This window comes from Klebsiella sp. NPDC088457 (genome assembly GCF_044900465.1).
Classification (GTDB): Bacteria; Pseudomonadota; Gammaproteobacteria; order Enterobacterales; family Enterobacteriaceae; genus Klebsiella.
In genome coordinates this window covers 15,667-37,472 of sequence record NZ_JBJDNH010000021.1, presented here as the reverse complement: position 1 = coordinate 37,472, position 21,806 = coordinate 15,667, and the positions used below count along the sequence as shown (strand labels likewise).

21 protein-coding genes and 3 pseudogenes are annotated in these 21,806 nt (G+C 59.2%); 12 read left to right on the top strand and 12 right to left on the bottom strand.

What is annotated here, in order from left to right:
- Positions 1-39: 39 nt before the first annotated feature.
- From recA to mltB, 6 genes are all read right to left on the bottom strand, one after another.
- On the bottom strand, positions 40-1,104 hold the full coding sequence (gene recA, locus ACI2JR_RS14875) for a recombinase RecA (RefSeq protein ID WP_132730410.1): 1,065 nt from the start codon (positions 1,102-1,104) through the stop codon (positions 40-42).
- A gap of 80 nt (positions 1,105-1,184) precedes the next feature.
- Entirely contained in the window at positions 1,185-1,682 is a 498-nt protein-coding gene (gene pncC / locus ACI2JR_RS14870; RefSeq protein ID WP_462478871.1) for a nicotinamide-nucleotide amidase, read from the bottom strand.
- 139 nt (positions 1,683-1,821) lie between these two features.
- Positions 1,822-2,700, bottom strand: a complete 879-nt coding sequence (locus tag ACI2JR_RS14865) for a metal ABC transporter substrate-binding protein (RefSeq protein ID WP_132730604.1) — start codon at positions 2,698-2,700, stop codon at positions 1,822-1,824.
- A 9-nt stretch (positions 2,701-2,709) separates the two neighbouring features.
- Positions 2,710-3,573 (bottom strand): metal ABC transporter permease, encoded by an 864-nt coding sequence (locus ACI2JR_RS14860; RefSeq protein ID WP_462478870.1) that lies wholly within the window; start codon positions 3,571-3,573, stop codon positions 2,710-2,712.
- Positions 3,570-4,280: a metal ABC transporter ATP-binding protein gene (locus ACI2JR_RS14855; RefSeq protein WP_462478869.1), complete on the bottom strand. Its 711-nt coding sequence runs from the start codon at positions 4,278-4,280 to the stop codon at positions 3,570-3,572. Before ACI2JR_RS14855 ends, ACI2JR_RS14860 begins: the two co-directional genes overlap by 4 nt.
- Positions 4,281-4,486: 206 nt before the next feature.
- Positions 4,487-5,557, bottom strand: coding sequence for a lytic murein transglycosylase B (gene mltB, locus ACI2JR_RS14850; protein ID WP_165905741.1), 1,071 nt, complete (start codon positions 5,555-5,557; stop codon positions 4,487-4,489).
- Positions 5,558-5,855: 298 nt separating this feature from the next.
- On the opposite strand from mltB, the gene srlA reads away from it, so the two are divergent.
- The 7 genes from srlA (at position 5,856) to gutQ (ending at position 10,824) form a co-directional block, all read left to right on the top strand.
- A complete protein-coding gene (srlA, locus tag ACI2JR_RS14845; protein ID WP_132730416.1) occupies positions 5,856-6,419 on the top strand; it encodes a PTS glucitol/sorbitol transporter subunit IIC in 564 nt (187 codons plus the stop codon).
- A complete protein-coding gene (locus ACI2JR_RS14840; protein WP_462478868.1) occupies positions 6,416-7,393 on the top strand; it encodes a PTS glucitol/sorbitol transporter subunit IIB in 978 nt (325 codons plus the stop codon). Before srlA ends, ACI2JR_RS14840 begins: the two co-directional genes overlap by 4 nt.
- A gap of 13 nt (positions 7,394-7,406) precedes the next feature.
- The gene (srlB, locus tag ACI2JR_RS14835; protein ID WP_132730418.1) at positions 7,407-7,769 is read left to right on the top strand and encodes a PTS glucitol/sorbitol transporter subunit IIA; all 363 of its coding nucleotides are present in this window, start codon (positions 7,407-7,409) and stop codon (positions 7,767-7,769) included.
- Between the two features lie 17 nt (positions 7,770-7,786).
- The gene (gene srlD / locus ACI2JR_RS14830; protein ID WP_462478867.1) at positions 7,787-8,566 is read left to right on the top strand and encodes a sorbitol-6-phosphate dehydrogenase; all 780 of its coding nucleotides are present in this window, start codon (positions 7,787-7,789) and stop codon (positions 8,564-8,566) included.
- A gap of 95 nt (positions 8,567-8,661) precedes the next feature.
- A complete protein-coding gene (gene gutM, locus ACI2JR_RS14825) occupies positions 8,662-9,021 on the top strand; it encodes a transcriptional regulator GutM (protein WP_462478866.1) in 360 nt (119 codons plus the stop codon).
- Positions 9,022-9,092: 71 nt separating this feature from the next.
- Positions 9,093-9,866 carry a glucitol operon DNA-binding transcriptional repressor SrlR gene (locus tag ACI2JR_RS14820; protein ID WP_132730421.1) on the top strand — a complete coding sequence of 258 codons (774 nt, stop codon included), beginning with the start codon at positions 9,093-9,095 and terminating at the stop codon, positions 9,864-9,866.
- Positions 9,859-10,824, top strand: coding sequence for an arabinose-5-phosphate isomerase GutQ (gene gutQ / locus ACI2JR_RS14815; protein ID WP_462478865.1), 966 nt, complete (start codon positions 9,859-9,861; stop codon positions 10,822-10,824). The genes ACI2JR_RS14820 and gutQ overlap by 8 nt, the downstream gene beginning before the upstream one ends.
- On the opposite strand, the gene norR is transcribed toward gutQ, so the two are convergent.
- Positions 10,787-12,331, bottom strand: a complete 1,545-nt coding sequence (norR, locus tag ACI2JR_RS14810) for a nitric oxide reductase transcriptional regulator NorR (protein ID WP_132730423.1) — start codon at positions 12,329-12,331, stop codon at positions 10,787-10,789. The genes gutQ and norR overlap by 38 nt on opposite strands.
- A 187-nt stretch (positions 12,332-12,518) precedes the next feature.
- On the opposite strand from norR, the gene norV reads away from it, so the two are divergent.
- A complete protein-coding gene (gene norV / locus ACI2JR_RS14805) occupies positions 12,519-13,967 on the top strand; it encodes an anaerobic nitric oxide reductase flavorubredoxin (protein WP_462478864.1) in 1,449 nt (482 codons plus the stop codon).
- Entirely contained in the window at positions 13,964-15,097 is a 1,134-nt protein-coding gene (gene norW / locus ACI2JR_RS14800) for an NADH:flavorubredoxin reductase NorW (protein WP_132730425.1), read from the top strand. Before norV ends, norW begins: the two co-directional genes overlap by 4 nt.
- A 107-nt stretch (positions 15,098-15,204) precedes the next feature.
- On the opposite strand, the gene ACI2JR_RS14795 is transcribed toward norW, so the two are convergent.
- The 4 genes and pseudogenes from ACI2JR_RS14795 to ACI2JR_RS14780 form a co-directional block, all read right to left on the bottom strand.
- Positions 15,205-16,218: a HoxN/HupN/NixA family nickel/cobalt transporter gene (locus ACI2JR_RS14795; protein ID WP_462478863.1), complete on the bottom strand. Its 1,014-nt coding sequence runs from the start codon at positions 16,216-16,218 to the stop codon at positions 15,205-15,207.
- A gap of 2 nt (positions 16,219-16,220) precedes the next feature.
- Positions 16,221-16,508: pseudogene (locus ACI2JR_RS14790) on the bottom strand (carbamoyltransferase HypF); the annotation flags it as partial.
- A pseudogene (locus tag ACI2JR_RS14785) lies at positions 16,477-16,542 on the bottom strand (4Fe-4S binding protein); the annotation flags it as partial. The pseudogenes ACI2JR_RS14790 and ACI2JR_RS14785, both read right to left, overlap by 32 nt.
- 134 nt (positions 16,543-16,676) lie before the next feature.
- On the bottom strand, positions 16,677-17,690 hold the full coding sequence (locus ACI2JR_RS14780; RefSeq protein ID WP_462478862.1) for a LacI family DNA-binding transcriptional regulator: 1,014 nt from the start codon (positions 17,688-17,690) through the stop codon (positions 16,677-16,679).
- Positions 17,691-17,955: 265 nt separating this feature from the next.
- Here ACI2JR_RS14780 and ascF point away from each other — a divergent pair, with 265 nt between their 5' ends.
- Both ascF and ACI2JR_RS14770 read left to right on the top strand, forming a co-directional pair.
- The gene (gene ascF / locus ACI2JR_RS14775) at positions 17,956-19,398 is read left to right on the top strand and encodes a PTS cellobiose/arbutin/salicin transporter subunit IIBC (protein WP_462478861.1); all 1,443 of its coding nucleotides are present in this window, start codon (positions 17,956-17,958) and stop codon (positions 19,396-19,398) included.
- 29 nt (positions 19,399-19,427) lie between these two features.
- Positions 19,428-20,852 carry a 6-phospho-beta-glucosidase gene (locus ACI2JR_RS14770; protein ID WP_132730429.1) on the top strand — a complete coding sequence of 475 codons (1,425 nt, stop codon included), beginning with the start codon at positions 19,428-19,430 and terminating at the stop codon, positions 20,850-20,852.
- 29 nt (positions 20,853-20,881) lie between these two features.
- On the opposite strand, the pseudogene hycI reads toward ACI2JR_RS14770, so the two are convergent.
- Positions 20,882-21,308 (bottom strand): annotated as a pseudogene (gene hycI, locus ACI2JR_RS14765) (hydrogenase maturation peptidase HycI).
- A gap of 50 nt (positions 21,309-21,358) precedes the next feature.
- Here hycI and ACI2JR_RS14760 point away from each other — a divergent pair.
- Positions 21,359-21,787, top strand: coding sequence for a TOBE domain-containing protein (locus ACI2JR_RS14760; RefSeq protein ID WP_132730430.1), 429 nt, complete (start codon positions 21,359-21,361; stop codon positions 21,785-21,787).
- Positions 21,788-21,806 lie beyond the last annotated feature (19 nt).

The window sequence follows — 21,806 nt, the reverse complement described above, 5'->3', positions numbered from 1 at the left end:
GCTGCATCCGCAGCCCTTAGTCGTCTTTTCCGAAGATTATCAGAAATCTTCGTGGGTTTCTTCTGCACCCGCTCCGTTGCCGTCAACCGCGAAGTCCGGAGTGGCATCCTGGTTGTTCAGCAGCAGTTCACGAACTTTTTTCTCGATCTCTTTTGCCGCAGCCGGGTTCTCTTTCAGCCAGGAGATAGCGTTCGCTTTACCCTGACCAATTTTGTCGCCGTTGTAGCTGTACCATGCGCCAGCTTTCTCAATCAGCTTCTCTTTCACACCCAGGTCAACCAGCTCTCCGAAGAAGTTAATCCCCTCGCCGTAAAGAATCTGGAATTCGGCCTGTTTGAACGGCGCGGCAATTTTGTTTTTCACCACTTTCACGCGGGTTTCGCTACCCACGACGTTATCGCCCTCTTTCACCGCCCCGATACGGCGGATATCCAGACGCACGGAGGCGTAGAATTTCAGCGCGTTACCACCGGTGGTGGTTTCCGGGTTACCGAACATCACGCCAATTTTCATACGGATCTGGTTGATGAAGATCAGCAGGGTGTTGGACTGCTTCAGGTTACCCGCCAGCTTACGCATCGCCTGGCTCATCATGCGCGCCGCGAGGCCCATGTGAGAGTCGCCGATTTCGCCTTCGATTTCCGCTTTCGGCGTCAGTGCCGCCACGGAGTCGACGACGATAACGTCTACCGCGCCAGAGCGCGCCAGCGCATCACAGATTTCCAGCGCCTGCTCACCGGTGTCCGGCTGAGAGCACAGCAGATTGTCAATATCTACGCCCAGTTTGCGCGCATAAACAGGGTCCAGCGCGTGCTCCGCATCGATAAAGGCGCAGGTTTTGCCTTCGCGCTGCGCGGCGGCAATCACCTGCAGGGTCAACGTCGTTTTACCGGACGATTCTGGCCCGTAGATCTCGACGATACGGCCCATCGGCAGACCGCCGGCGCCGAGGGCGATATCCAGTGAAAGCGAGCCGGTGGAGATAGTTTCCACATCCATGGAACGGTCTTCACCCAGGCGCATGATGGAGCCTTTGCCGAACTGTTTTTCAATCTGGCCCAGTGCTGCCGCCAACGCTTTCTGTTTGTTTTCGTCGATAGCCATTTTTACTCCTGTCATGCCGGGTGGAACCGGGTGGTGAATTCTGTTCTGTTGAGGCAATTATACTGTATGGTCATACAGTATCAAGTGTTTTGTAGAAATTGTTGCCAGAGGAGTTTCAAGGCATACGCCGCGGCCTGGCGGCGCACCGCTTCCCGGTCACCGGCGAAACATTCACATCGGGTGACGCCCTGCCCGTTCGCGCAGGCGACGGCAAACCACACGGTTCCGACAGGCTTTTCCGCGCTGCCGCCGTCCGGGCCGGCGACGCCGCTCACCGAGATAGCATAGGTGGCGCGCGCAGCGCGCAGCGCGCCTACCGCCATCTCGACCACCACCGGCTCGCTCACCGCGCCGTGCTCGAGCAGCGTCACTTCGCTGACGCCGATCATCTGCGATTTAGCTTCGTTGCTGTAGGTCACGAACCCGCGTTCAAACCATGCTGAGCTGCCGGCAATATCGGTGAGCGCTTTCGCAATCCAGCCGCCGGTACAGGACTCCGCCGTCGTCACCGTCGCGGCGCGGGCTTTCAGCGCCAGCCCAACCTGTTCGCTCAGTTGCATTAATTCCGAATCTGTCATTATCGCCCCGTTTAAGCCAGATAAAGAGGCCATCAAAGATAGCACTTTCAGCACAGATATGGGGATGAGGTGATGAATTTACGAGGAGGCTTGCGAAAATGGGCGGCCCCGACACACGCGGGACCGCAAAAAGAGCCTGTTACTTCATGCTGGCCGCGATCAGTTCTACGTTGTGGCGCATCATTTTCACATAGCTATCCGCCACGCCGCCGGGTTTCGACAGCGCTTCCGGGTACAGCTCGCCGCCCGGCTGCGCCCCTGTCGCGTTCGCAATCTGTTTCACCAGCCGCGGGTCGAGCTGGTTCTCCATAAACCAGGTCCGCACGCCATCGGCCTTGATTTGTTTAATCAACGCCGCGACCTGCGCCGCGCTGGCTTCGCTTTCCGATGACAATCCCTGCGGCGCAAGGAAGGTCACGCCATAGGCCCGACCAAAGTAACCAAAGGCATCATGGCTGGTCAGAACCTTGCGTTTAGCCACCGGAATCGCGGTAAACTGGCTCTTCGCCCAGCCGTCGATCTCCTTCAGCTGGCTGATATAACGCTGTCCGGACGCTTCCAGCGCGGCTTGATCCTGCGGGTCGGCTTTCACCAGTCCGTTGAGGATATTCTGCGCGTAGAGCGCGCCGTTCGCGGCGCTGTTCCAGGCATGCGGATCGGTGACCGTTTTACCATCTTCATCCAGAGTGTGCGTTTTCACTCCGCTTGAGGCCACCACCAGCTCGCCTTTAAAGCCCGAAGCTTTAATTAATCTATCGACCCATCCTTCCAGACCGAGGCCGTTGACCACCACCACATCCGCCTTGCTGAGCAGCGCGCTGTCCTGCGGCGAAGGTTCAAAGGTATGCGGATCGCCGTCCGGGCCGACCAGCGTACTCACCTGCACATGCTCGCCGCCCACCTGCTGCACCATATCGCCAAGCACTGAAAAGCTACTGACCACGTTGAGCGTTTTCGCCATCGCCCCCTGCGTTGCCAGCCCTAATGCCAGCGCCAGGATGACTGCGGTACGTTTCATCATATTTCCTTACCCCATTAATTTGCGCCAGCTGACGACCAGTCGGCTGCGCGTGCCAAAAAACACCGAAATAAAAAAGATCCCGCTGGCGGTCAGCACAATCGACGGCCCGGCGGGTAAATTCGCCGTCCACGACAGGCTCAACCCCATCCAGGCGCAGAAGCCGCCAATCAGCGCCGCCAGCAGCAGGGTGCCCGGCAGCGTACGCGCCCAGCAGCACGCGGCGACCGCCGGCAGCATCATCACCCCCACCGCCATCAGCGTCCCCAGCACCTGGAACCCCGCCACCAGGTTCAGTACCAGCAGCGCCAGGAACAGACCGTGCAATAGCGCCGGCAATCGGGGGCTGTTCACCTGTAGCCAGGCGCTATCAAAGGCTTCACTCACCAGCCCCCGATAAAGCAGCGCAATGCAGATTAACGTCAGGCTGGCGACCCCGGAGACAAACAGCGCGGCGTCGTTATCGACCGCCAGAATCGAACCGAACAGCAAATGCAGCAGATCAACGCTGGAGCCGCGCAGCGAAACCAGGGTCACCCCCAGCGCCAGCGATCCCAGATAGAACCCGGCAAAGCTGGCATCCTCTTTCAGCGGCGTGCGCCGACTGACCCAGCCCGCCACCAGCGCCACCACAATGCCGGCGATAAAGCCGCCGATAGTCATCGCCAGCAGCGACATCCCGCTGACCAGGTAACCCACCGCCACGCCGGGTAAAATCGCGTGCGACAGCGCATCGCCCATCAGGCTCATCCGGCGCAGCAGTAAGAAGCCCCCCAGCATGGTGGTGCTCAGGGAGAGCGCCAGGCACACCAGCAACGCCCGGCGCATAAAGCCGAACTCGATAAAAGGCTGAAAAAAGGTATGCCAGATCATGCCAGCCTCGCAGAGCCGAAGGCGGGAAGGACCTCATCGGTATCGCCCCAGCGGGCGCGCTGCGGTTCCAGCAGCAGCGTTTCCGGGAAATGCTCCGCGACACGGTGGTTATCATGCAGCACCGCCAGCACCGTCTGCCCCTGCTGGTGCATCTCGAGGATCAGCGTCATCAGCTCACGGCTGGTTGATTCATCAATCCCGGTAAAGGGCTCATCAAGCATCACCAGCGGCGCCTGCTGCACCATCACCCTGGCAAACAGCATGCGCTGGAACTGGCCACCGGAAAGCGCTTCGATCGGCGTTGTCGCCATGGATGCCAGCCCCACCCGCTCCAGCGCCGCGCCGATGCGCCGGCGGAAGTCTTTGCCTATTCCGCGTAGCAACGAGACGTGCGGCCAGGCGCCCTGGCTCACCACATCCCGTACCGTCAGAGGAAACTGCGATTCCAGAGCGTGGCGCTGCGCCAGCCAGCCAATGACCGGGCGCGACCTTGTCCAGCGCAGCCTGCCGCTCACCGGAGGAATAAAACCGGCCAGCGTTTTCAGTAGCGTCGATTTACCGCAGCCGTTCAGCCCGACAATAGCCGTCAAGCTACCCGCAGCTATCACCCCATTCAGCGCCGGCGTAATCGCCAGCTCTTCGTAACCCGCAACCAGATGATCCAGTTCAATCATGGCAGGGCTACCGCCCACCAGCTTGCCAACCACAGCACCGCCAGTAACGCGCAGGCGATACCCACACGTACCGCCGCGGAAGTCATAAAAAGAGAAGTCACCTTTCCTGCCCCAGTAAATATGTTATAACATAACATTATTGGATCGACAGAAAAATGTAAATCAGCGGCAACGAAAGGAAATGCTGCAAAATGTAACAGGCTCCCCTCATGGCAGAGGGGAGCGACAAGGCAGGAGGACTATCCGCGGGCCTGCGAAACGGCCAGACCCAGCTGCCAGACGGCCATCGCGTAGTGGGTGCTGTGGTTATAGCGGGTGATGGTGTAGAAGTTCGGCAGCCCGTACCAGTATTGATAGCCGGTACCGACATCCAGCCGCAGCAGGCTGGCCTGCCGGTGGTTCCCCAGCGGTTGCGTCGGCGTCAGGCCCGCCGCCGTGAGCTGGGAAATGCTGTATTGCGTTTTGAAGCCATTATCCAGGCCCGGCGCCTGGCCCAGCGCCTGCACCGCGACCGGATCGCCGCTCACCCAGCCGTGCTGTTTGAAGTAGTTGGCCACGCTCCCGATAGCGTCCACCGGATCCCACAGGTTAATGTGCCCGTCGCCGTTGAAATCCACCGCATACTGCCGGTATGAAGACGGCATAAACTGGCCGTAACCCATCGCGCCAGCGAAAGAACCTTTCAGATCCAGCGGGTCATCCTGTTCGTTGCGCGCCATCAGCAGGAAGGTTTCCAGCTCGCTGGAAAAATACTCAGCGCGGCGCGGGTAGTTAAAGGAAAGGGTCGCCAGCGCATCAAGGATGCGGGTTTTACCCATCACCCGTCCCCAGCGGGTTTCCACGCCAATGATCCCGACGATAATTTCCGGCGGTACGCCGTAAACCTGCCAGGCGCGGTTCAGCGCGTCCTGATACTGATCCCAGAACACCACGCCGTTCTGCACGTTATCCGGGGTGATGAACTGTTTTTTGTAGCGTAGCCAGGCGCCGTTCGGCCCGGTGGGCGGCAGCCCGCTCGGCGCCTGGCGATCCATCAGGCGCAGAACATAATCCAGACGTTTGGCCTGGGAGAGGATTTCATGGAGCTGCTGCCTGTCGAAGCCGTGTTTGCTCACCATCTTATCGATGAACTGCTCCGCCGCCGGGTTATTGGCGAAGTCGCCCCCCATTTGCATCACATTATGCTGCGGTTCGAGCAGAAAACCGCCGCCTCCTGTCGTCTCCGCTTGCGCGGTGGCTTTAGGTTTACTGCTACAGGCAGCGAGGAGAACACACAAGGGGAATAAAGCCAGATAGCGACGCTTCAGCATGGGACATCCATTTAACAAATTCGGCAAAGGATAATTATGGTAAAACATGCGCCCGTAAACAAGGAAGCGGCAAGCGATTTGCCGACGAAATTGTCCCCTCGCCCTTCCCTTCTGCGGTTTATCCCTATCGCTACCTTCCCCCTTTGTGGCGGTGAAAATCGGTCCTCTTCGCTCATAATCTTTCAAAATAAAATATTTATCTTTCATTTTGCGATCAAACTAACACTTTTAAATCTTTCAAAGTGATTAAAATCAACTGCCAGTTAGCAAGAAAAATAACACTCTGAAGGAGAGAACAATGATTGAAGTCATTACCCACGGCGCCGAATGGTTTATCGGCCTGTTTCAGAAGGGGGGCGAGGTGTTTACCGGTATGGTCACCGGGATCCTGCCTCTGCTGATCAGTCTGCTGGTGATCATGAACGCGCTGATCAACTTTATCGGTCAGCAGCGGATCGAAAAGCTGGCACAACGTTGCGCCGGTAACCCGATCTCCCGCTATCTGCTGCTACCCTGCATCGGCACCTTCGTATTCTGTAACCCGATGACCCTCAGCCTCGGGCGCTTTATGCCTGAGAAGTACAAGCCCAGCTACTATGCGGCGGCCTCTTACAGCTGCCATTCGATGAACGGTCTGTTCCCGCATATCAACCCCGGCGAGCTGTTTGTCTACCTCGGCGTCGCCAGCGGGCTGACCACCCTTGGCCTGCCGTTAGGGCCGCTGGCGGTGAGCTATTTACTGGTGGGGCTGGTCACCAACTTCTTCCGCGGCTGGGTCACCGATCTGACCACGTCGATCTTTGAGAAAAAAATGGCCATCCAACTTGAACAGAAAGTCCGTCTGTCCGGAGCAACATCATGATGCGTATTCGTATTGAAAAAGGCGCCAGCGGCTGGGGCGGCCCGCTTGAGCTGGAGGCCGTTGCCGGTAAAAAAATCGTCTACATTACCGCCGGAACTCGCCCGGCCATCGTCGACAAAATCGCGAAGCTGACCGGCTGGCAGGCCGTGGACGGTTTCAAAGAGGGCGAGCCGCCGGAAGAGGAGATTGGCGTCGCCATTATTGACTGCGGCGGTACGCTGCGCTGCGGACTCTATCCGAAGCGCCGCATCCCCACCGTGAATATCCACGCCACCGGCAAGTCCGGCCCGCTGGCGCAGTACATCGTCGAAGATATTTACGTCTCCGGCGTAAAAGAAGAGAACGTTCACGCGCTGGGCGACAGCGGCTCAGCGCAGCCCGAGGCAAAACCGGGCAAACCCGCGCCGCGCGATTACGACACCAGTAAAAAGATTACCGAACAAAGCGATGGCCTGCTGGCCAAGGTCGGCATGGGAATGGGTTCCGTGGTGGCGGTGCTATTTCAGTCCGGGCGCGACACCATCGACACGGTGCTGAAGACAATTCTGCCGTTTATGGCCTTCGTCTCGGCGCTGATCGGCATCATTATGGCCTCCGGCATCGGCGACTGGATTGCCCACGGCCTGGCGCCGCTGGCCAGCCATCCGTTGGGGCTGGTGACGCTGGCGCTGATCTGCTCCTTCCCGCTGCTGTCGCCGTTTCTCGGCCCTGGCGCGGTCATCGCCCAGGTCATTGGCGTGCTGATTGGCGTGCAGATTGGCCTCGGCAATATTCCTCCCCACCTTGCGCTACCGGCGCTGTTCGCCATCAACGCCCAGGCCGCCTGCGACTTTATCCCGGTAGGCCTGTCCCTTGCCGAGGCGCGTCAGGACACGGTGCGCGTCGGCGTGCCTTCGGTGCTGGTGAGTCGGTTCCTGACCGGTGCGCCAACGGTGCTGATCGCCTGGTTTGTTTCCGGATTTATTTACCAATAAGAGGTTCCTGAAGATGACCGTGATTTACCAGACCACCATAACGCGCATCGGCGCCAGCGCAACGCTGGCGCTGGATGAGGAGATGCTGATTACCTTTCGCGAAGGCGCCCCGGCGGATATCGAGGAATATTGCTTTATTCACAATCACGGCGAGCTGTCCGGCACGCTGACGCCGGGCGCAGAGCTCCAGCTTGGCGAGCGGCGCTATCCGGTCACCGCCGTTGGCGATGTCGCCGAACAGAATCTGCGGGAACTGGGCCATATCACGCTGCGCTTCGACGGCCATCGCGTGGCGGAATTTCCGGGGACGGTCCACGTGGCCGGCCCCGTGCCGGAAGCCATCGCTCCCGGCTGCATACTCAAATTTGTTGCTTAAGTGGTAAGGAGAATACTATGAGTCAGGTTGCTGTTGTCATTGGCGGTGGACAAACCTTAGGAGAGTTTCTGTGCCGGGGCCTTGCCGCCCAGGGGTACCGCGTGGCGGTTGTTGATATCCAAAGCGATAAAGCCACGCGCGTCGCGCAGGCCATCAACGCCGAATTCGGCGAAGGGATGGCATACGGCTTCAGCGCCGATGCGACCAGCGAGGCCAGCGTGACCGCCCTCGCCCGCGGCGTGGACGAGATTTTCGCCCGCGTGGATCTGCTGGTCTACAGCGCCGGGATCGCCAAAGCGGCCTTTATCAGCGATTTCGCCCTCGGCGACTTCGACCGGTCGCTGCAGGTGAATCTGGTGGGCTATTTCCTGTGCGCCCGCGAATTTTCACGCCTGATGATTCGCGACGGTATCCAGGGACGCATTATTCAGATCAACTCCAAATCCGGCAAAGTGGGCAGCAAGCATAACTCCGGCTACAGCGCGGCGAAATTCGGCGGCGTCGGATTAACGCAGTCGCTGGCGCTGGACCTGGCGGAGTATGGCATTACCGTCCATTCGCTGATGCTCGGCAACCTGCTGAAATCGCCGATGTTCCAGTCCCTGCTGCCGCAATATGCCAGCAAGCTGGGGATCGCCGAAGAGGAGGTTGAACAATATTACATCGACAAGGTGCCGCTGAAACGCGGCTGTGACTATCAGGATGTCCTGAACGTGCTGATGTTTTATGCCAGCCCGCAGGCCTCCTACTGCACCGGGCAGTCGATCAACGTCACCGGTGGCCAGGTGATGTTTTAACCCGTTGTCGCCCCGGCTCGCGCTGCGCCGGGGCAACAGGATTCCGCCCTCATCTCGCCTCCCGGGTTTACCGGGTACATATTCAGGAGAAGATTATGGTTAGCGCCCTGATCACCGTCGCCGCCATCGCCTGGCTGGCACAGCTGGCCCTCGGCGGCTGGCAGATTCGTCTGTTTAACCGCGCCTTCGATCGGCTCTGCCAGCAGGGCCGCGTCGGCGTGGGCCGTTCAACGGGCCACTTCAAACCGCGTGCCATCGTCGCCATCGCATTCGATGACCACGACCGCGTGAGCGATACCCTGCTGATGAAAGGCCTGACCGTCTTCGCTCGCCCGCGGAAAATCCCGGCGATCAGCGGAAAACTCCGCGAGGAATTGCGGCCAGATATGATCTTTCCCCAGGATCCTCTCTGTCAGAATGCACTATCATTAGCGCTTAAACCGAAACATGTATAATTTCGTTGTAAAAGTAAATATCTTGCGAAATTATCACTTCGAAACTTAACGCAGGATAGGATACCACCGCTATGAAACCACGTCAGCGCCAGGCAGCCATTGTTGAGCACCTGCAGTCGCAGGGTAAATGCTCGGTTGAAGAGCTGGCGCAACACTTCGGAACCACCGGCACCACCATCCGTAAGGATCTGGTGATCCTCGAAAATGCCGGCACCGTCATTCGAACCTATGGCGGAGTGGTTCTTAACAAAGACGAGCCCGACCCGCCTATCGATCACAAAACGCTCATCAATACCGACAAAAAAGCGCTGATCGCCGAAATGGCCGTACGCTATATCCACGACGGCGACTCGATCATCCTTGATGCCGGCAGCACGGTGCTGCAAATGGTGCCGCTGCTCAGCTGCTTCAATAACATCACGGTGATGACCAACAGCCTGCATATCGTCAACGCCCTCTCCGAACTGGATAATGAACAAACGATTCTGATGCCCGGCGGCACCTTTCGTAAAAAATCAGCCTCCTTTCACGGACAGCTGGCGGAAAACGCCTTCGAGCAGTTCAGCTTCGACAAACTGTTTATGGGCACCGACGGCATCGATCTGAACGCGGGCGTCACCACCTTCAACGAGGTCTATACCGTCAGTAAAGCGATGTGCAATGCCGCGAGGGAAGTGATTCTGATGGCCGATTCATCAAAGTTTGGTCGTAAAAGCCCGAATATCGTCTGCGGCCTTGAGCGCGTGGATAAGCTAATTACCGATGCCGGTATCGATCCGACATTCCAGCGGGCGCTGGAAGCGAAAGGCATTGAAGTGATTATTACTGGAGAAGATCATGAGTAACTTTCTGTTAGAAGCCGGACGCCAGACCCTGTTACTGGAGCTACAGGAGGCCAGCCGCCTGCCTGAACGCCTGGGCGACGACTTCATCCGTGCGGCGGAAACCATCATCCACTGCGAGGGAAAACTGATCGTTTCCGGCATCGGTAAATCAGGCCATATCGGTAAAAAGCTGGCGGCGACCTTCGCCAGTACCGGAACGCCCGCCTTTTTCGTCCACCCGGCGGAAGCGCTGCACGGCGACCTCGGGATGATCGATAGCCGCGATGTGATGCTGTTTATCTCCTACTCCGGCGGCGCCAAAGAGCTGGATTTAATCGTCCCGCGCCTGGAAGAGAAAGCCATTCCCCTGCTGGCAATGACCGGTAAACCCGCCTCCCCGCTGGCGCTGGCGGCGAAGGCGGTGCTGGATATCTCCGTGGAGCGCGAAGCCTGCCCGATGCATCTTGCCCCAACCTCCAGTACCGTCAACACCCTGATGCTCGGCGATGCGCTGGCGATGGCGGTGATGCAGGCGCGCGGTTTCAATGAAGAAGATTTCGCCCGTTCGCACCCTGCCGGCGCGCTTGGCGCGCGCCTGCTGAATAAAGTACACCATCTGATGCGCCGCGATGCCGATGTGCCGCGCGTCGATCTCGACACCCGGGTCATGGACGCGATGCTGGAGCTGAGCCGCACCGGGCTGGGGCTGGTCGCGGTTTGCGATGCGCAGAACCGCGTGCAGGGCGTTTTCACCGACGGCGACCTGCGTCGCTGGCTGGTGGGCGGCGGGACCCTGGATGATGTCGTCAACGCGGCCATGACCCGCAACGGCGTCACCTTACAGGCGCAGAGCCGTGCGGTGGAGGCCAAAGAGCGCCTGATGAAGCATAAAATCAGCGCCGCCCCGGTGGTCGATGAAAACGGTCACCTGGTGGGGGCGATTAACCTGCAGAACTTTTATCAGGCCGGGATTCTTTAAGCCCCAGACGCTTCGCCAGCCGGTGCAGGTTGGCGACGTCCAGTTCCAGGGCACGGGCCGCCGCCGCCCAGTTACGCTGGTTATCCGCCAGCGCCCTGGCAATCGCCTCACGCTGGAATGCCTCGGTCGCCGCACGGAGATTGAACGCCCGCAGCGGCGCGGCCGGCGTTGCGGCAGGCCGCTCAGGCACATCGCCGGCAAACTGAAAATGCGCCGGTTCCAGCCGTACGTCATTGCCGGCCTGCGTCGCCCTTGCCAGCACCACCGCACGGTGAATCGCATGTTCCAGCTCGCGCACGTTGCCGGGCCACGGCCACTCGCGCAGCTTCGCCCGCGTCGCGTCGCTTAACAGCACCTGCGCCAGCCCCATCCGCGAACGGCACTGTTCGCAGAAATAGCCCGCCAGCAGCACCGCGTCATCTTCCCGATCGCGTAGCGCCGGAACCGACAGCGGAAACACGCTCAGGCGGTGGTACAAATCGGCGCGAAAGCGCCCCGCAACCACCTCCTGGCGCAGATCGCGGTTGGTGGCCGCCAGCACCCGCACGTCAACCCGCAGGCTGCGATCGTCGCCGACGCGTTGGATATCGCCATACTGCAATACGCGCAGCAGCTTGGCCTGCAGCGCCAGCGACAGTTCGCCGATCTCATCGAGGAATAAGGTGCCGTTATCGGCCATTTCAAACTTGCCGCTGCGGTTGCTGATCGCCCCGGTAAAGGCCCCTTTCACATGCCCGAACAGCTCGCTCTCCGCCACGCTCTCCGGCAGCGCCGCGCAGTTGAGATAGACCAGCGGATTGGCGGCGCGCGGCGACCCCTGATGCACCGCTTTCGCCACCAGCTCTTTACCGGTGCCGGTTTCGCCGCTAATCAGCACGTTCAAATCCGACGCGGCGACAATATCGATCTCTTTTTTCAGCTGCCGCATCGGCGCCGACAGGCCGATAATCTCCTGACGTTCGGCAGGCGAATAGCTTACGTTCGCCTCCGGGAGCACGTTCTGATTCTCCAGGCGGGCGATAAGCAGCGCATTATTCAACGCCCCCGCCACCAGCGCCGCAATCAGGCGCAGCTCTTCATCACTGAAGCTGTCGAAACGGTCGGCATCCATCCCGTCGAGGGTCAGCGCGCCGATCAGCGTTTGCCCGGCGAACAGCGGCAGCCCCACGCAGGCGTGAACTTTCAGGCTCTCCTGGCCTGGAATCAGCCCGTCATAGGGATCGGGCAGATCGCTGTCCGCCGGGAAACGCACCACGTCGCCGGCGCGGGCAATGGCCTCCAGCCGCGGATGCCCTTCCAGCGCAAAACGCCGCCCCAGCACATCCTGAGCCAGCCCGTCGATGGCCAGCGGCACGAACTGACGCGCGTCATAGCGCAGCAGCGCCGAGGCATCGCAGCCCAGCGCCTGCCGCAGGGTGGCGATCAGTCGCGAAAAACGGTCGGCATGACCAATATCGCTTTGTAAATCAATGGCGATTTTCGCCAGCACGTCCACGGAAAAGCTCATCGTCGCCTCATTGTCTTTTTGACAGTGACCATTGTCATAACGACTATTTTAATCATTGTCATTTTGACAGCAACCTTTTTAACCAGAAACACAAAACACATTAACAATCAATAAATTAAAAAGTTGGCACGCAACTTGATATAAGCAAGACATCTTATTTGAACACGCTGAATTAATTGAGGTTGCTATGTCTATTCTGGTTAAAAATAACATTCATTGGGTTGGCCAACGTGACTGGGAAGTGCGTGATTTCCACGGGACGGAATATAAAACGCTGCGCGGCAGCAGCTATAACAGCTATCTCATCCGTGAAGAAAAAAATGTGCTGATCGATACCGTAGATCATAAATTCAGCCGCGAGTTCGTGCAGAACCTGCGTAGCGAAATCGATCTCGCCGATATCGACTACATCATCATTAACCATGCGGAAGAGGACCATGCCGGCGCGCTGACCGAACTGATGAACAGCATCCCGGACACCCCGATTTACTGCACCGCGAACGCCATCGACTCCATTACCGGCCACCACCATCACCCGGAATGGAATTTCAAGGTGGTAAAAACCGGCGACAGCCTCGACATCGGTAATGGCAAACAGCTGATCTTCGTCGAAACGCCGATGCTGCACTGGCCGGACAGCATGATGACCTACATGACCGGCGACGCGGTGCTGTTCAGCAACGACGCCTTCGGCCAGCACTACTGCGACGAACATCTGTTTAACGACGAAGTCGATCAGAGCGAGCTGTTCGAACAGTGCCAGCGCTACTACGCCAATATCCTGACGCCGTTCAGCCGGCTGGTGACGCCAAAAATTACCGAGATCCTCGGCTTCAATCTGCCGGTGGATATGATTGCCACCTCCCATGGCGTGGTGTGGCGCGACAACCCGACGCAGATCGTTGAGCTGTATCTGAAATGGGCCGCCGATTATCAGGAAGACCGGATTACCATTTTCTACGACACCATGTCGAACAACACTCGCATGATGGCCGACGCTATCGCCCAGGGGATTACCGACGTTGACCCACGGGTGGCGGTGAAAATCTTTAACGTTGCCCGCAGCGATAAAAACGACATTCTGACCAACGTATTCCGATCGAAAGGCGTGCTGGTGGGCACCTCCACCATGAACAACGTGATGATGCCGAAAATCGCCGGCCTGGTGGAAGAGATGACCGGCCTGCGTTTTCGCAACAAACGCGCCAGCGCCTTTGGTTCCCACGGCTGGAGCGGCGGTGCGGTAGACCGCCTGTCCACCCGTTTACAGGATGCCGGTTTTGAAATGTCCCTCAGCCTGAAAGCGAAATGGCGCCCGGATATGAACGCGCTGGAACTGTGTCGCGAACACGGGCGTGAAATCGCCCGCCAGTGGGCCCTCTCCCCGCTGCCGGTCGCTGAAACCATTCCCGCGCCGCAGCAGGAAGCCTGCGCCAGTGCAGCCGCCACCGCGGCCGACCTTGGCCCATCGATGCAGTGCAGCGTCTGCCAGTGGATTTACGATCCGGCGACAGGCGAACCGAACCAGGACGTGCAGCCGGGTACGCCGTGGAGCGAGGTCCCGGATAGCTTCCTGTGCCCGGAATGCTCTCTCGGCAAAGAGGTCTTTGATGTCCTGGCAACGGAGGCAAAATGAGTGATGGCATCGTGATCATCGGCTCGGGCTTCGCGGCCCGCCAGCTGGTGAAAAATATCCGCAAGCAGGATACGCAAATTCCGCTGACGCTGATCGCCGCCGATAGCATGGATGAGTACAACAAACCGGACCTCAGCCATGTGGTCAGCCGCGGGCAAAGCGCCGATGACCTGACCCTGCAAACGGCTGGCGCATTCGCCGAACAGTACAACCTGCGTCTGTTCCCCCATACCTGGGTCAGCGACATCGACGCCGGGGCGAAAGTGGTGAAAAGCCAGGATCGCGCATGGCGCTACGATAAGCTGGTGCTGGCGACGGGCGCGACGCCGTTTATTCCGCCGGTACCGGGGCGCGAGCTGATGTTGACCCTCAACAGCCAGCGCGAATATGGCGCGGCGCAAAGCCAGCTGCGCGACGCCGGTCGCGTACTGATCGTCGGCGGCGGGCTGATCGGCTGCGAGCTGGCGATGGATTTCTGTCGCGCCGGTAAAGCGGTGACGGTGGTCGACAATTCCGCCAGCGTGCTGTCAGCGCTGATGCCGCCGGAGGTCAGCAGCCGTCTGCAGCATCGCCTGACCGGGATGGGCGTGCATCTGATGCTGAAAACCCAGCTCGAAGGGCTGGAGCAGACTGCCGACGGTATCCGCGTCAGCGTCGACCGCCAGCGGGCTCTCACCGTGGATGCGGTGGTGGCCGCCGCCGGCCTGCGCCCTGACACCGCGCTGGCCCAGCGGGCAGGTCTTAACATCAATCGCGGCGTGGTGGTCGACAGTCACCTGTGCAGCAGCCATCCGGCGATTTACGCCCTCGGCGACTGCGCGGAAATTAACGGTATGGTGCTGCCCTTCCTGCAGCCGATTTTGCTCAGCGCGATGTGCCTCGCTAAAAATCTGCTGGCGCAGCCTGGCGAACTGACGCTGCCGCCGATGCTGGTGAAGGTCAAAACGCCAGATTTACCGCTGCACCTGGCAGGCGATACGCGGCGGGAGGATCTGACGTGGCATATTGTTGCCGCGAAAGAGGGGTTAGTCGCCAAAGGCGTTGCTGCCGACAACCAGCTGCACGCCTTTGTCGTCAGCGAAGACCGGATGAAAGAGGCCTTCGCCCTGCTCAAACAGCTGGCGCGTTAACCACCTAATCCGGGTCGCGGCGTCAACGCCTTGCCCGGGCTACCGAACGGCACAGAGCCGTAGCCTGGTAGCCGGGGTGGGCCCAGCGCGACCCGGGAATATTTCGTTCAATGCGCCAGATCATCGTACCCGTGCCAGCGGTAATTGAGCACCGACAGCCCCCAGCAGGTGACAAATAGCCCGATGACCACAAAACCGGCGTCGCCAAGGTTATCATTGAGCGCGCCAACCCAGCGCCAGACGCCGCCGCTGAGGGCAAACTTGTCCATCAGCAGCCCCAGCGCTTCCAGGCCGCCGATAAATAACGCCACCACCACCGAGGTACCGGTGATGGTCATATTGTAATAGAGCTTGCGCTGCGGCTTACTGAACGCCCAGCCGTAAGCGCCGACCATCAGCACATTATCGAGGGTATCCACCAGCGCCATGCCGCTGGCAAACAGCGCCGGAAAGACCATGATTGACCAGATAGCGATCCCGCTCGACGCGCCGGCGGCGGAAATGCCCAGCACGCCGATTTCAGTGGCGGTATCAAACCCGAGGCCGAACAGAAAGCCCACCAGATACATCTGCCAGCTACGGCTAATCAGGCGAAAGGTCTTGCCAAACAGCCAGCTCATCATCCCGCCGCTCGCCACGAGCTCATCGCTCACCTTGCCGCCTTGCTTGAAGACCTGAAAACTACGCCAGACGCCACGCAAAATCACCAGATTGATCAGCGCCATCAGCAATAAAAACAGCGCCGATACCGCGGTGCCGATCGCGCTGCCGGTATCATGAAACCAGCTCATATGCTGGCCGAAGGCGGTAGCGGTGGCGGCAATGGCCGCCGAGGCCAGCACCACGATCGACGAGTGGCCTAGCGAAAACCAGGCCCCGACGGCAAACGGCCTGCGTCCCTGCTGCATCATTTTGCGGGTCACGCTGTCAATCGCCGCAATATGATCGGCATCGACGGCGTGGCGCAGTCCGTATCCCCAGGCCAGCAGACTGGCGGCCATCAGCGCGCCGCTGTCGCCAAACGCCTGCCACGCCCAACCCCAGGCCAGCAGATTTGCCAGAATCAGTCCCACCACCAGCGCCGCGGCGCGCGGCTGCTGGCGTAAAATCGTCACTATCATGGTTATATCCTATGAGCCTGCCAGCGAGCGGCGGCGACAACCGCCTGACCGAATGCGGTTGCCCCATCTCCGGCAGGCAACCGCTGCGGAAATAGCAGAGTAAAATCCGCCAGATAAAACGTCAATCGGGAGACCAGCAGCCGGTTGTGCAGCACCCCGCCGCCGCTAAAGGCCAGGGTCGCGATCCCGCGCGCGGTGGCGCAATCGCGAGCCATCGCAGCCAGCCCGCAGCCAGATCCAGTTCTCTGTCGCGCCAGGGCAGGCGACCACGCAGGTTTTGCAACCGATGCATTTACTGGCGTCGGCGATAATGAAACGGTTCATCCATTTCTCCAGCAGTAAGAAGGTTACGCCGCGGAGGAGGCATAATACGTTCCATTTTTTATCACAATGATAATAAAGGAGATTAACCAGCTAAGTTCTGTCATCGTCACATCTGACGATGACAGATGACGATGTCAGGCGAAGGGGCCTGCGGCTATCGAGTCACGTTCAATCAGCTCGCCGGGGAAGGTTTGCTGGTATTTTAGATCGCCGCCGTCGAGCATAAAGATCAGCCGGTTAATGCTCTCTTTGATCATTTCCGTCACCGGTATTTTGACGCTGGAGAGCGCCGGGACCATATAGGGCGCCAGCACGATATCATCGAAGCCAATCACCGACACCTGCTCCGGCACCTTCACGCCGTGCTGATGCAGCTGCTTCATCGCGCCAATCGCCATGTCGTCGTTGCTCGCCACCAGCGCGCTGAAGCGGGCGTTACGCTGACGCAGGGTTTCAACCCCGGCGGCGCCGGTTTCCGGCGTCCATTTCCCTTCAACAATCAGCTCGTTATTGAGCGTAATCCCGTGCTGCGTCAGCGCATCTTTGTAGCCGGAGAGACGCTCAATGCCGGTGGGAGAATCCAGCGAGCCGGTAATAAACGCGATGTCGCGATGACCGTGAGTAATGAGTTTCTCCACCGCCGCAAAGGCCGAGGCTTTTTGATCGGACCAGACGCAGTGGCTGGCGTTGCGCCGCAGGCGCCGGTTAAGCACCATAATCGGCTGCGACTGATTCTCGACGATCGCGTCCATCTCATCGACGCTAAGAAAGCGCGGGTAGATGATAATCGCATCGCAGCGCAGATCGAGCAGGTACTGAATCGCCTCGCGCTCCTCCTGTGCGCTGTGCTTACCATCGGCCAGAATCAGCTGCCGCCCCCTGTCTTCGGTCATCCGCGCGACGTGAAACAGCAGCTCGCTAAAATAGACCCCGTGATAGAGGGTGTTCGTCACCACCAGTCCCAGGGTCTGGCTCTTTTTGGTGGCGAGGTTGCGGGCCAGCAGATTAGGCCGGTAGCCGCTTTCCGCCACCGCCTGGAACACGCGATCTTTCGTCTCCTGGCTGACATAGCCGTTGCCCGACAGCACCCGGGAAACGGTCGCCTTCGACACTCCCGCGCGCTTCGCCACCTCCAGCATCGTTGCCATGTTGTTCTTCCTGTTACTCAAGATGTTCGCAGTGTACTGCACGCCTCGCCGTTTTACAGCTTTCCGATGCGCGCCCCGTGGTTTCTTCTCCGGGCGACAAAGCGATCAAAATCACAAATTTGAAAACTGATTTTTTTAGATCTTGTATGAATCAATGAAACTCATCATGATTTTGTGGAACCGGTTTCCTACGTATGTACCCTGACACGCCGTTTTACGGTGCGATAACAAGCCAGTACCCTATTGATTAAACAGGATAAAACCGATGTCTAAAAATTATGCCGCCCTGGCAAAACAAATTCTGACGGCGATAGGCGGGGTTGATAACGTCACGGCGGTCACCCACTGCATGACCCGTCTGCGCTTTGTGGTCAAAGATCATGCGCAGGTGGATAGCGCCACGCTGAAAAGCCTGAAAGGCGTGCTTGGCGTGGTACGTAGCGATAACCAGTGCCAGGTGATCATCGGCAACACGGTATCGCAGGCGTTCAGCGAAGTGGTCAGCCTGCTGCCGGGGGACATGCGCCCGGAGGAACCGCAGGGCAAACCGCCGCTGACCTTAAGACGCATCGGCGCCGGGATCCTCGACGCGCTGATCGGCACCATGTCACCGCTGATCCCGGCCATTATCGGCGGATCGATGGTCAAACTGCTGGCGATGATCCTCGAGATGACCGGGGTGCTGCCTAAGGGCTCCCCCACTCTCACCATCCTGACCGTCATCGGCGACGGAGCCTTTTTCTTCCTGCCGCTGATGGTCGCCGCCTCCGCGGCGGTGAAGTTCAAAACTAATATGTCGCTGGCGATCGCGATTGCCGGGGTGCTGGTGCACCCGAGCTTTATCGAGCTGATGGCGAAAGCCGCCGAGGGCGAGCACGTCGAATTCGCCTTTATCCCGGTGACGGCGGTAAAATACACCTACACCGTTATTCCGGCGCTGGTGATGACCTGGTGCCTCTCCTGGATCGAACGTTGGGTCGATCGCATCACGCCGGCGGTCACCAAAAACTTCCTCAAACCGATGCTGATCGTGCTGATCGCCGCGCCGCTGGCCATCCTGTTGATTGGCCCGCTCGGGATCTGGATCGGCAGCGCCATCTCCGCGCTGGTATATACCATTCATAGCTATCTCGGCTGGCTGTCGGTGGCGATTATGGGCGCCCTGTGGCCGCTGCTGGTGATGACCGGGATGCACCGCGTCTTTACTCCGACGATTATTCAGACCATTGCCGAAACCGGTAAAGAAGGGATGGTTATGCCGTCGGAAATCGGCGCCAACCTGTCGCTGGGCGGCTCATCGCTGGCGGTGGCATGGAAGACCAAAAACCCGGAACTGCGCCAGACGGCGCTGGCGGCGGCGGCCTCGGCCATTCTGGCCGGGATCTCCGAACCGGCGCTGTATGGCGTGGCGGTCAGACTGAAACGTCCGCTGATCGCCAGCCTGATTAGCGGCTTTATCAGCGGCGCGGTGGCCGGTATTGCCGGGCTTGCCAGCCATTCCATGGCGGCGCCGGGCCTGTTCACCAGCGTCCAGTTCTTCGATCCGGCCAATCCGATGACTATCGTCTGGGTCTTCGGCGTGATGGCGCTGGCGGTGGTGCTCTCCTTCGTGCTCACCCTGCTGCTCGGCTTTGAAGATATTCCGCTCGAAGAGGCCGCCGCCGATGCCAGACAGCGCCAGATCGCCACCGAAGCATCACCCGTCTGAACACTATTGAATTGAAATTGAGGTAACGCATGTCGACTTTTCCACAGGGATTTTTATGGGGTGGCGCTATCGCCGCCAACCAGGCTGAAGGCGCCTGGCGGGAAGGCGGTAAAGGATTGACCACCGTTGATACGATCCCCCACGGCGCGAACCGGATGCCGGTTAAGCTGGGGCTGGAGAAGCGTTTTCAGCTGCGGGAAGATGAGTTTTACCCGAGCCACGAGGCGATCGATTTCTATCATCGTTATCAAGAAGATATTGCCCTGATGGCGGAGATGGGCTTTAGCGTGTTCCGCACCTCCATCGCCTGGAGCCGCCTGTACCCGAACGGCGACGAGCTGCAGCCCAACCCGGAAGGTATCGCCTTCTATCGGGCACTGTTCGCGGAGTGCAAAAAGCACGGCATCGAGCCGCTGGTCACCCTGTGCCACTTCGACGTCCCGATGCATCTGGTCACCGAATACGGCTCCTGGCGCAATCGTAAGATGGTAGAGTTCTTTACCCGCTACGCCCGTACCTGTTTTGAAGCCTTCGACGGGTTGGTGAAATACTGGCTGACCTTTAATGAAATCAACATCATGCTGCATAGTCCGTTCTCCGGCGCCGGGCTGGTGTTTGAAGAGGGTGAGAATCAGGAGCAGGTGAAATACCAGGCTGCGCACCACGAACTGGTGGCCAGCGCGCTGGCGACCAAAATCGCCCATGAGGTGAACCCGCAAAACCAGGTGGGCTGTATGCTGGCGGGCGGCAATTTCTACCCTTACTCCTGTAAGCCGGAGGATGTGTGGATGGCGCTGGAGAAAGATCGCGAAAACCTGTTCTTTATCGACGTCCAGGCGCGCGGCGCCTACCCGGTATGGGCGGCGCGGGTATTCCGCGAAAAAGGGGTCACCATTGCCAAAGCGCCGGGCGATGACGAGATCCTGAAAAATACCGTCGATTTCGTCTCTTTCAGCTATTACGCCTCGCGCTGCGCTTCGGCGGAGATGAACGCCAGCAATACCAACGCGGCTAATATCGTCAAATCGTTGAAGAACCCGCATATTCAGGCCAGCGAATGGGGCTGGGGCATTGATCCGCTCGGCCTGCGTATCACCATGAATATGATGTATGACCGCTATCAGAAGCCGCTGTTCCTCGTGGAAAACGGCCTCGGCGCCCGGGATGAGATCGACGCCAACGGCGAGATTAACGATGATTACCGCATTAGCTATCTGCGCGAGCATATTAAAGCGATGCGCGACGCCATCGAAGACGGTATTCCGGTGCTGGGCTACACCAGCTGGGGCTGCATCGATCTGGTTTCCGCCTCAACCGGCGAGATGAGCAAGCGCTACGGCTTTATCTACGTTGACCGCGACGATGCCGGCCGCGGCACCCTTGCGCGCAAACGTAAGAAGTCGTTCTGGTGGTACAAGAAGGTGATTGCCAGCAACGGCGAGGATCTGGCGTAAGGGCACCATCCCCGTAGCCCGGCTAAGCGTCAGCGCGGGCCGGGGAAACCCGTCTCCGCCGCCGCTTCCAGCGGCGCGAAGCCGCCCTGTTCCTGCCAGGCGCGCAACGCGCGGTAAACCTCTTCGACGGCCGCGTTAACCGGTTCGGTCAGCGGGTAATAAAAACACGATATCCGGCTGAATGCCTAAAAAAATCACCGCGCCCACGTCCTCTTTCAACTGATCGATCAGATAGTTAAGCGGCATATTGTGGGTAGTCAGCATAAACATCTCCGCAATATCGTCCGGGTCGATAAGGCGGATTTCGCCGGGGTTAAGTCCCATATCGGTGGCATCGACGATCGGCAGGCGCTCGGGACGCAGCTCGCGGATCGCCACGATATCGTTTTCCGGGGCGCTGCCGCCGTCAATCCCCCCCTCCTTTCCCGGATGAAACGTTTGGGTATTAACAAGAATGAGCTAGTATAAATTCGCGAGTCACTCAATCAGCCACACAAGGAGATATTATGGCGGTATCAGCACGTAACCAACTGACCGGCACGGTCAGCGCCGTCGCCACCGGCGCGGTCAACGATGAAGTTGAACTGACGCTGACCGGCGGCGCGAAGCTGGTGGCGATCGTCACCCACAGCAGCAAGGAAGCGCTGGGTCTGGTCACCGGTAAAGAAGCCATCGCGCTGATTAAAGCGCCGTGGGTGACCCTCGCCACCGAGGATTGTGGCCTGAAGTTCTCCGCCCGCAACCAGTTTGCCGGCAGCGTCACCCGTGTCACCGAAGGTGCCGTCAATGCGACGGTCCATATTCAGACCGACGCCGGTTTTGAGATTGTGGCCGTCGTCACCAATGAAAGCCAGGACGAGATGAAGCTGGCTCAGGGCAGCCGCGTGCTGGCGCTGATCAAAGCTTCCGCTATTCTGATTGCCACCCGCGCTTAACGGCGCGATGCCTCGTCCG

Excerpts from the sequence above, each read along its gene's own strand:
- gutQ (WP_462478865.1), top strand. The coding sequence starts at position 9,859 with ATGAGTAACTTTCTGTTAGAAGCCGGACGCCAGACCCTGTTACTGGAG.
- ACI2JR_RS14770 (WP_132730429.1), top strand. The coding sequence starts at position 19,428 with ATGTCGACTTTTCCACAGGGATTTTTATGGGGTGGCGCTATCGCCGCC.
- srlA (WP_132730416.1), top strand. The coding sequence starts at position 5,856 with ATGATTGAAGTCATTACCCACGGCGCCGAATGGTTTATCGGCCTGTTT.
- norV (WP_462478864.1), top strand. The coding sequence starts at position 12,519 with ATGTCTATTCTGGTTAAAAATAACATTCATTGGGTTGGCCAACGTGAC.
- ACI2JR_RS14820 (WP_132730421.1), top strand. The coding sequence starts at position 9,093 with ATGAAACCACGTCAGCGCCAGGCAGCCATTGTTGAGCACCTGCAGTCG.
- ACI2JR_RS14865 (WP_132730604.1), bottom strand. The coding sequence starts at position 2,700 with ATGAAACGTACCGCAGTCATCCTGGCGCTGGCATTAGGGCTGGCAACG.
- ACI2JR_RS14860 (WP_462478870.1), bottom strand. The coding sequence starts at position 3,573 with ATGATCTGGCATACCTTTTTTCAGCCTTTTATCGAGTTCGGCTTTATG.
- srlD (WP_462478867.1), top strand. The coding sequence starts at position 7,787 with ATGAGTCAGGTTGCTGTTGTCATTGGCGGTGGACAAACCTTAGGAGAG.
- pncC (WP_462478871.1), bottom strand. The coding sequence starts at position 1,682 with ATGACAGATTCGGAATTAATGCAACTGAGCGAACAGGTTGGGCTGGCG.
- recA (WP_132730410.1), bottom strand. The coding sequence starts at position 1,104 with ATGGCTATCGACGAAAACAAACAGAAAGCGTTGGCGGCAGCACTGGGC.
- ACI2JR_RS14780 (WP_462478862.1), bottom strand. The coding sequence starts at position 17,690 with ATGGCAACGATGCTGGAGGTGGCGAAGCGCGCGGGAGTGTCGAAGGCG.
- ACI2JR_RS14760 (WP_132730430.1), top strand. The coding sequence starts at position 21,359 with ATGGCGGTATCAGCACGTAACCAACTGACCGGCACGGTCAGCGCCGTC.
- ACI2JR_RS14840 (WP_462478868.1), top strand. The coding sequence starts at position 6,416 with ATGATGCGTATTCGTATTGAAAAAGGCGCCAGCGGCTGGGGCGGCCCG.
- mltB (WP_165905741.1), bottom strand. The coding sequence starts at position 5,557 with ATGCTGAAGCGTCGCTATCTGGCTTTATTCCCCTTGTGTGTTCTCCTC.
- gutM (WP_462478866.1), top strand. The coding sequence starts at position 8,662 with ATGGTTAGCGCCCTGATCACCGTCGCCGCCATCGCCTGGCTGGCACAG.
- norW (WP_132730425.1), top strand. The coding sequence starts at position 13,964 with ATGAGTGATGGCATCGTGATCATCGGCTCGGGCTTCGCGGCCCGCCAG.
- srlB (WP_132730418.1), top strand. The coding sequence starts at position 7,407 with ATGACCGTGATTTACCAGACCACCATAACGCGCATCGGCGCCAGCGCA.
- ACI2JR_RS14795 (WP_462478863.1), bottom strand. The coding sequence starts at position 16,218 with ATGATAGTGACGATTTTACGCCAGCAGCCGCGCGCCGCGGCGCTGGTG.
- ascF (WP_462478861.1), top strand. The coding sequence starts at position 17,956 with ATGTCTAAAAATTATGCCGCCCTGGCAAAACAAATTCTGACGGCGATA.
- norR (WP_132730423.1), bottom strand. The coding sequence starts at position 12,331 with ATGAGCTTTTCCGTGGACGTGCTGGCGAAAATCGCCATTGATTTACAA.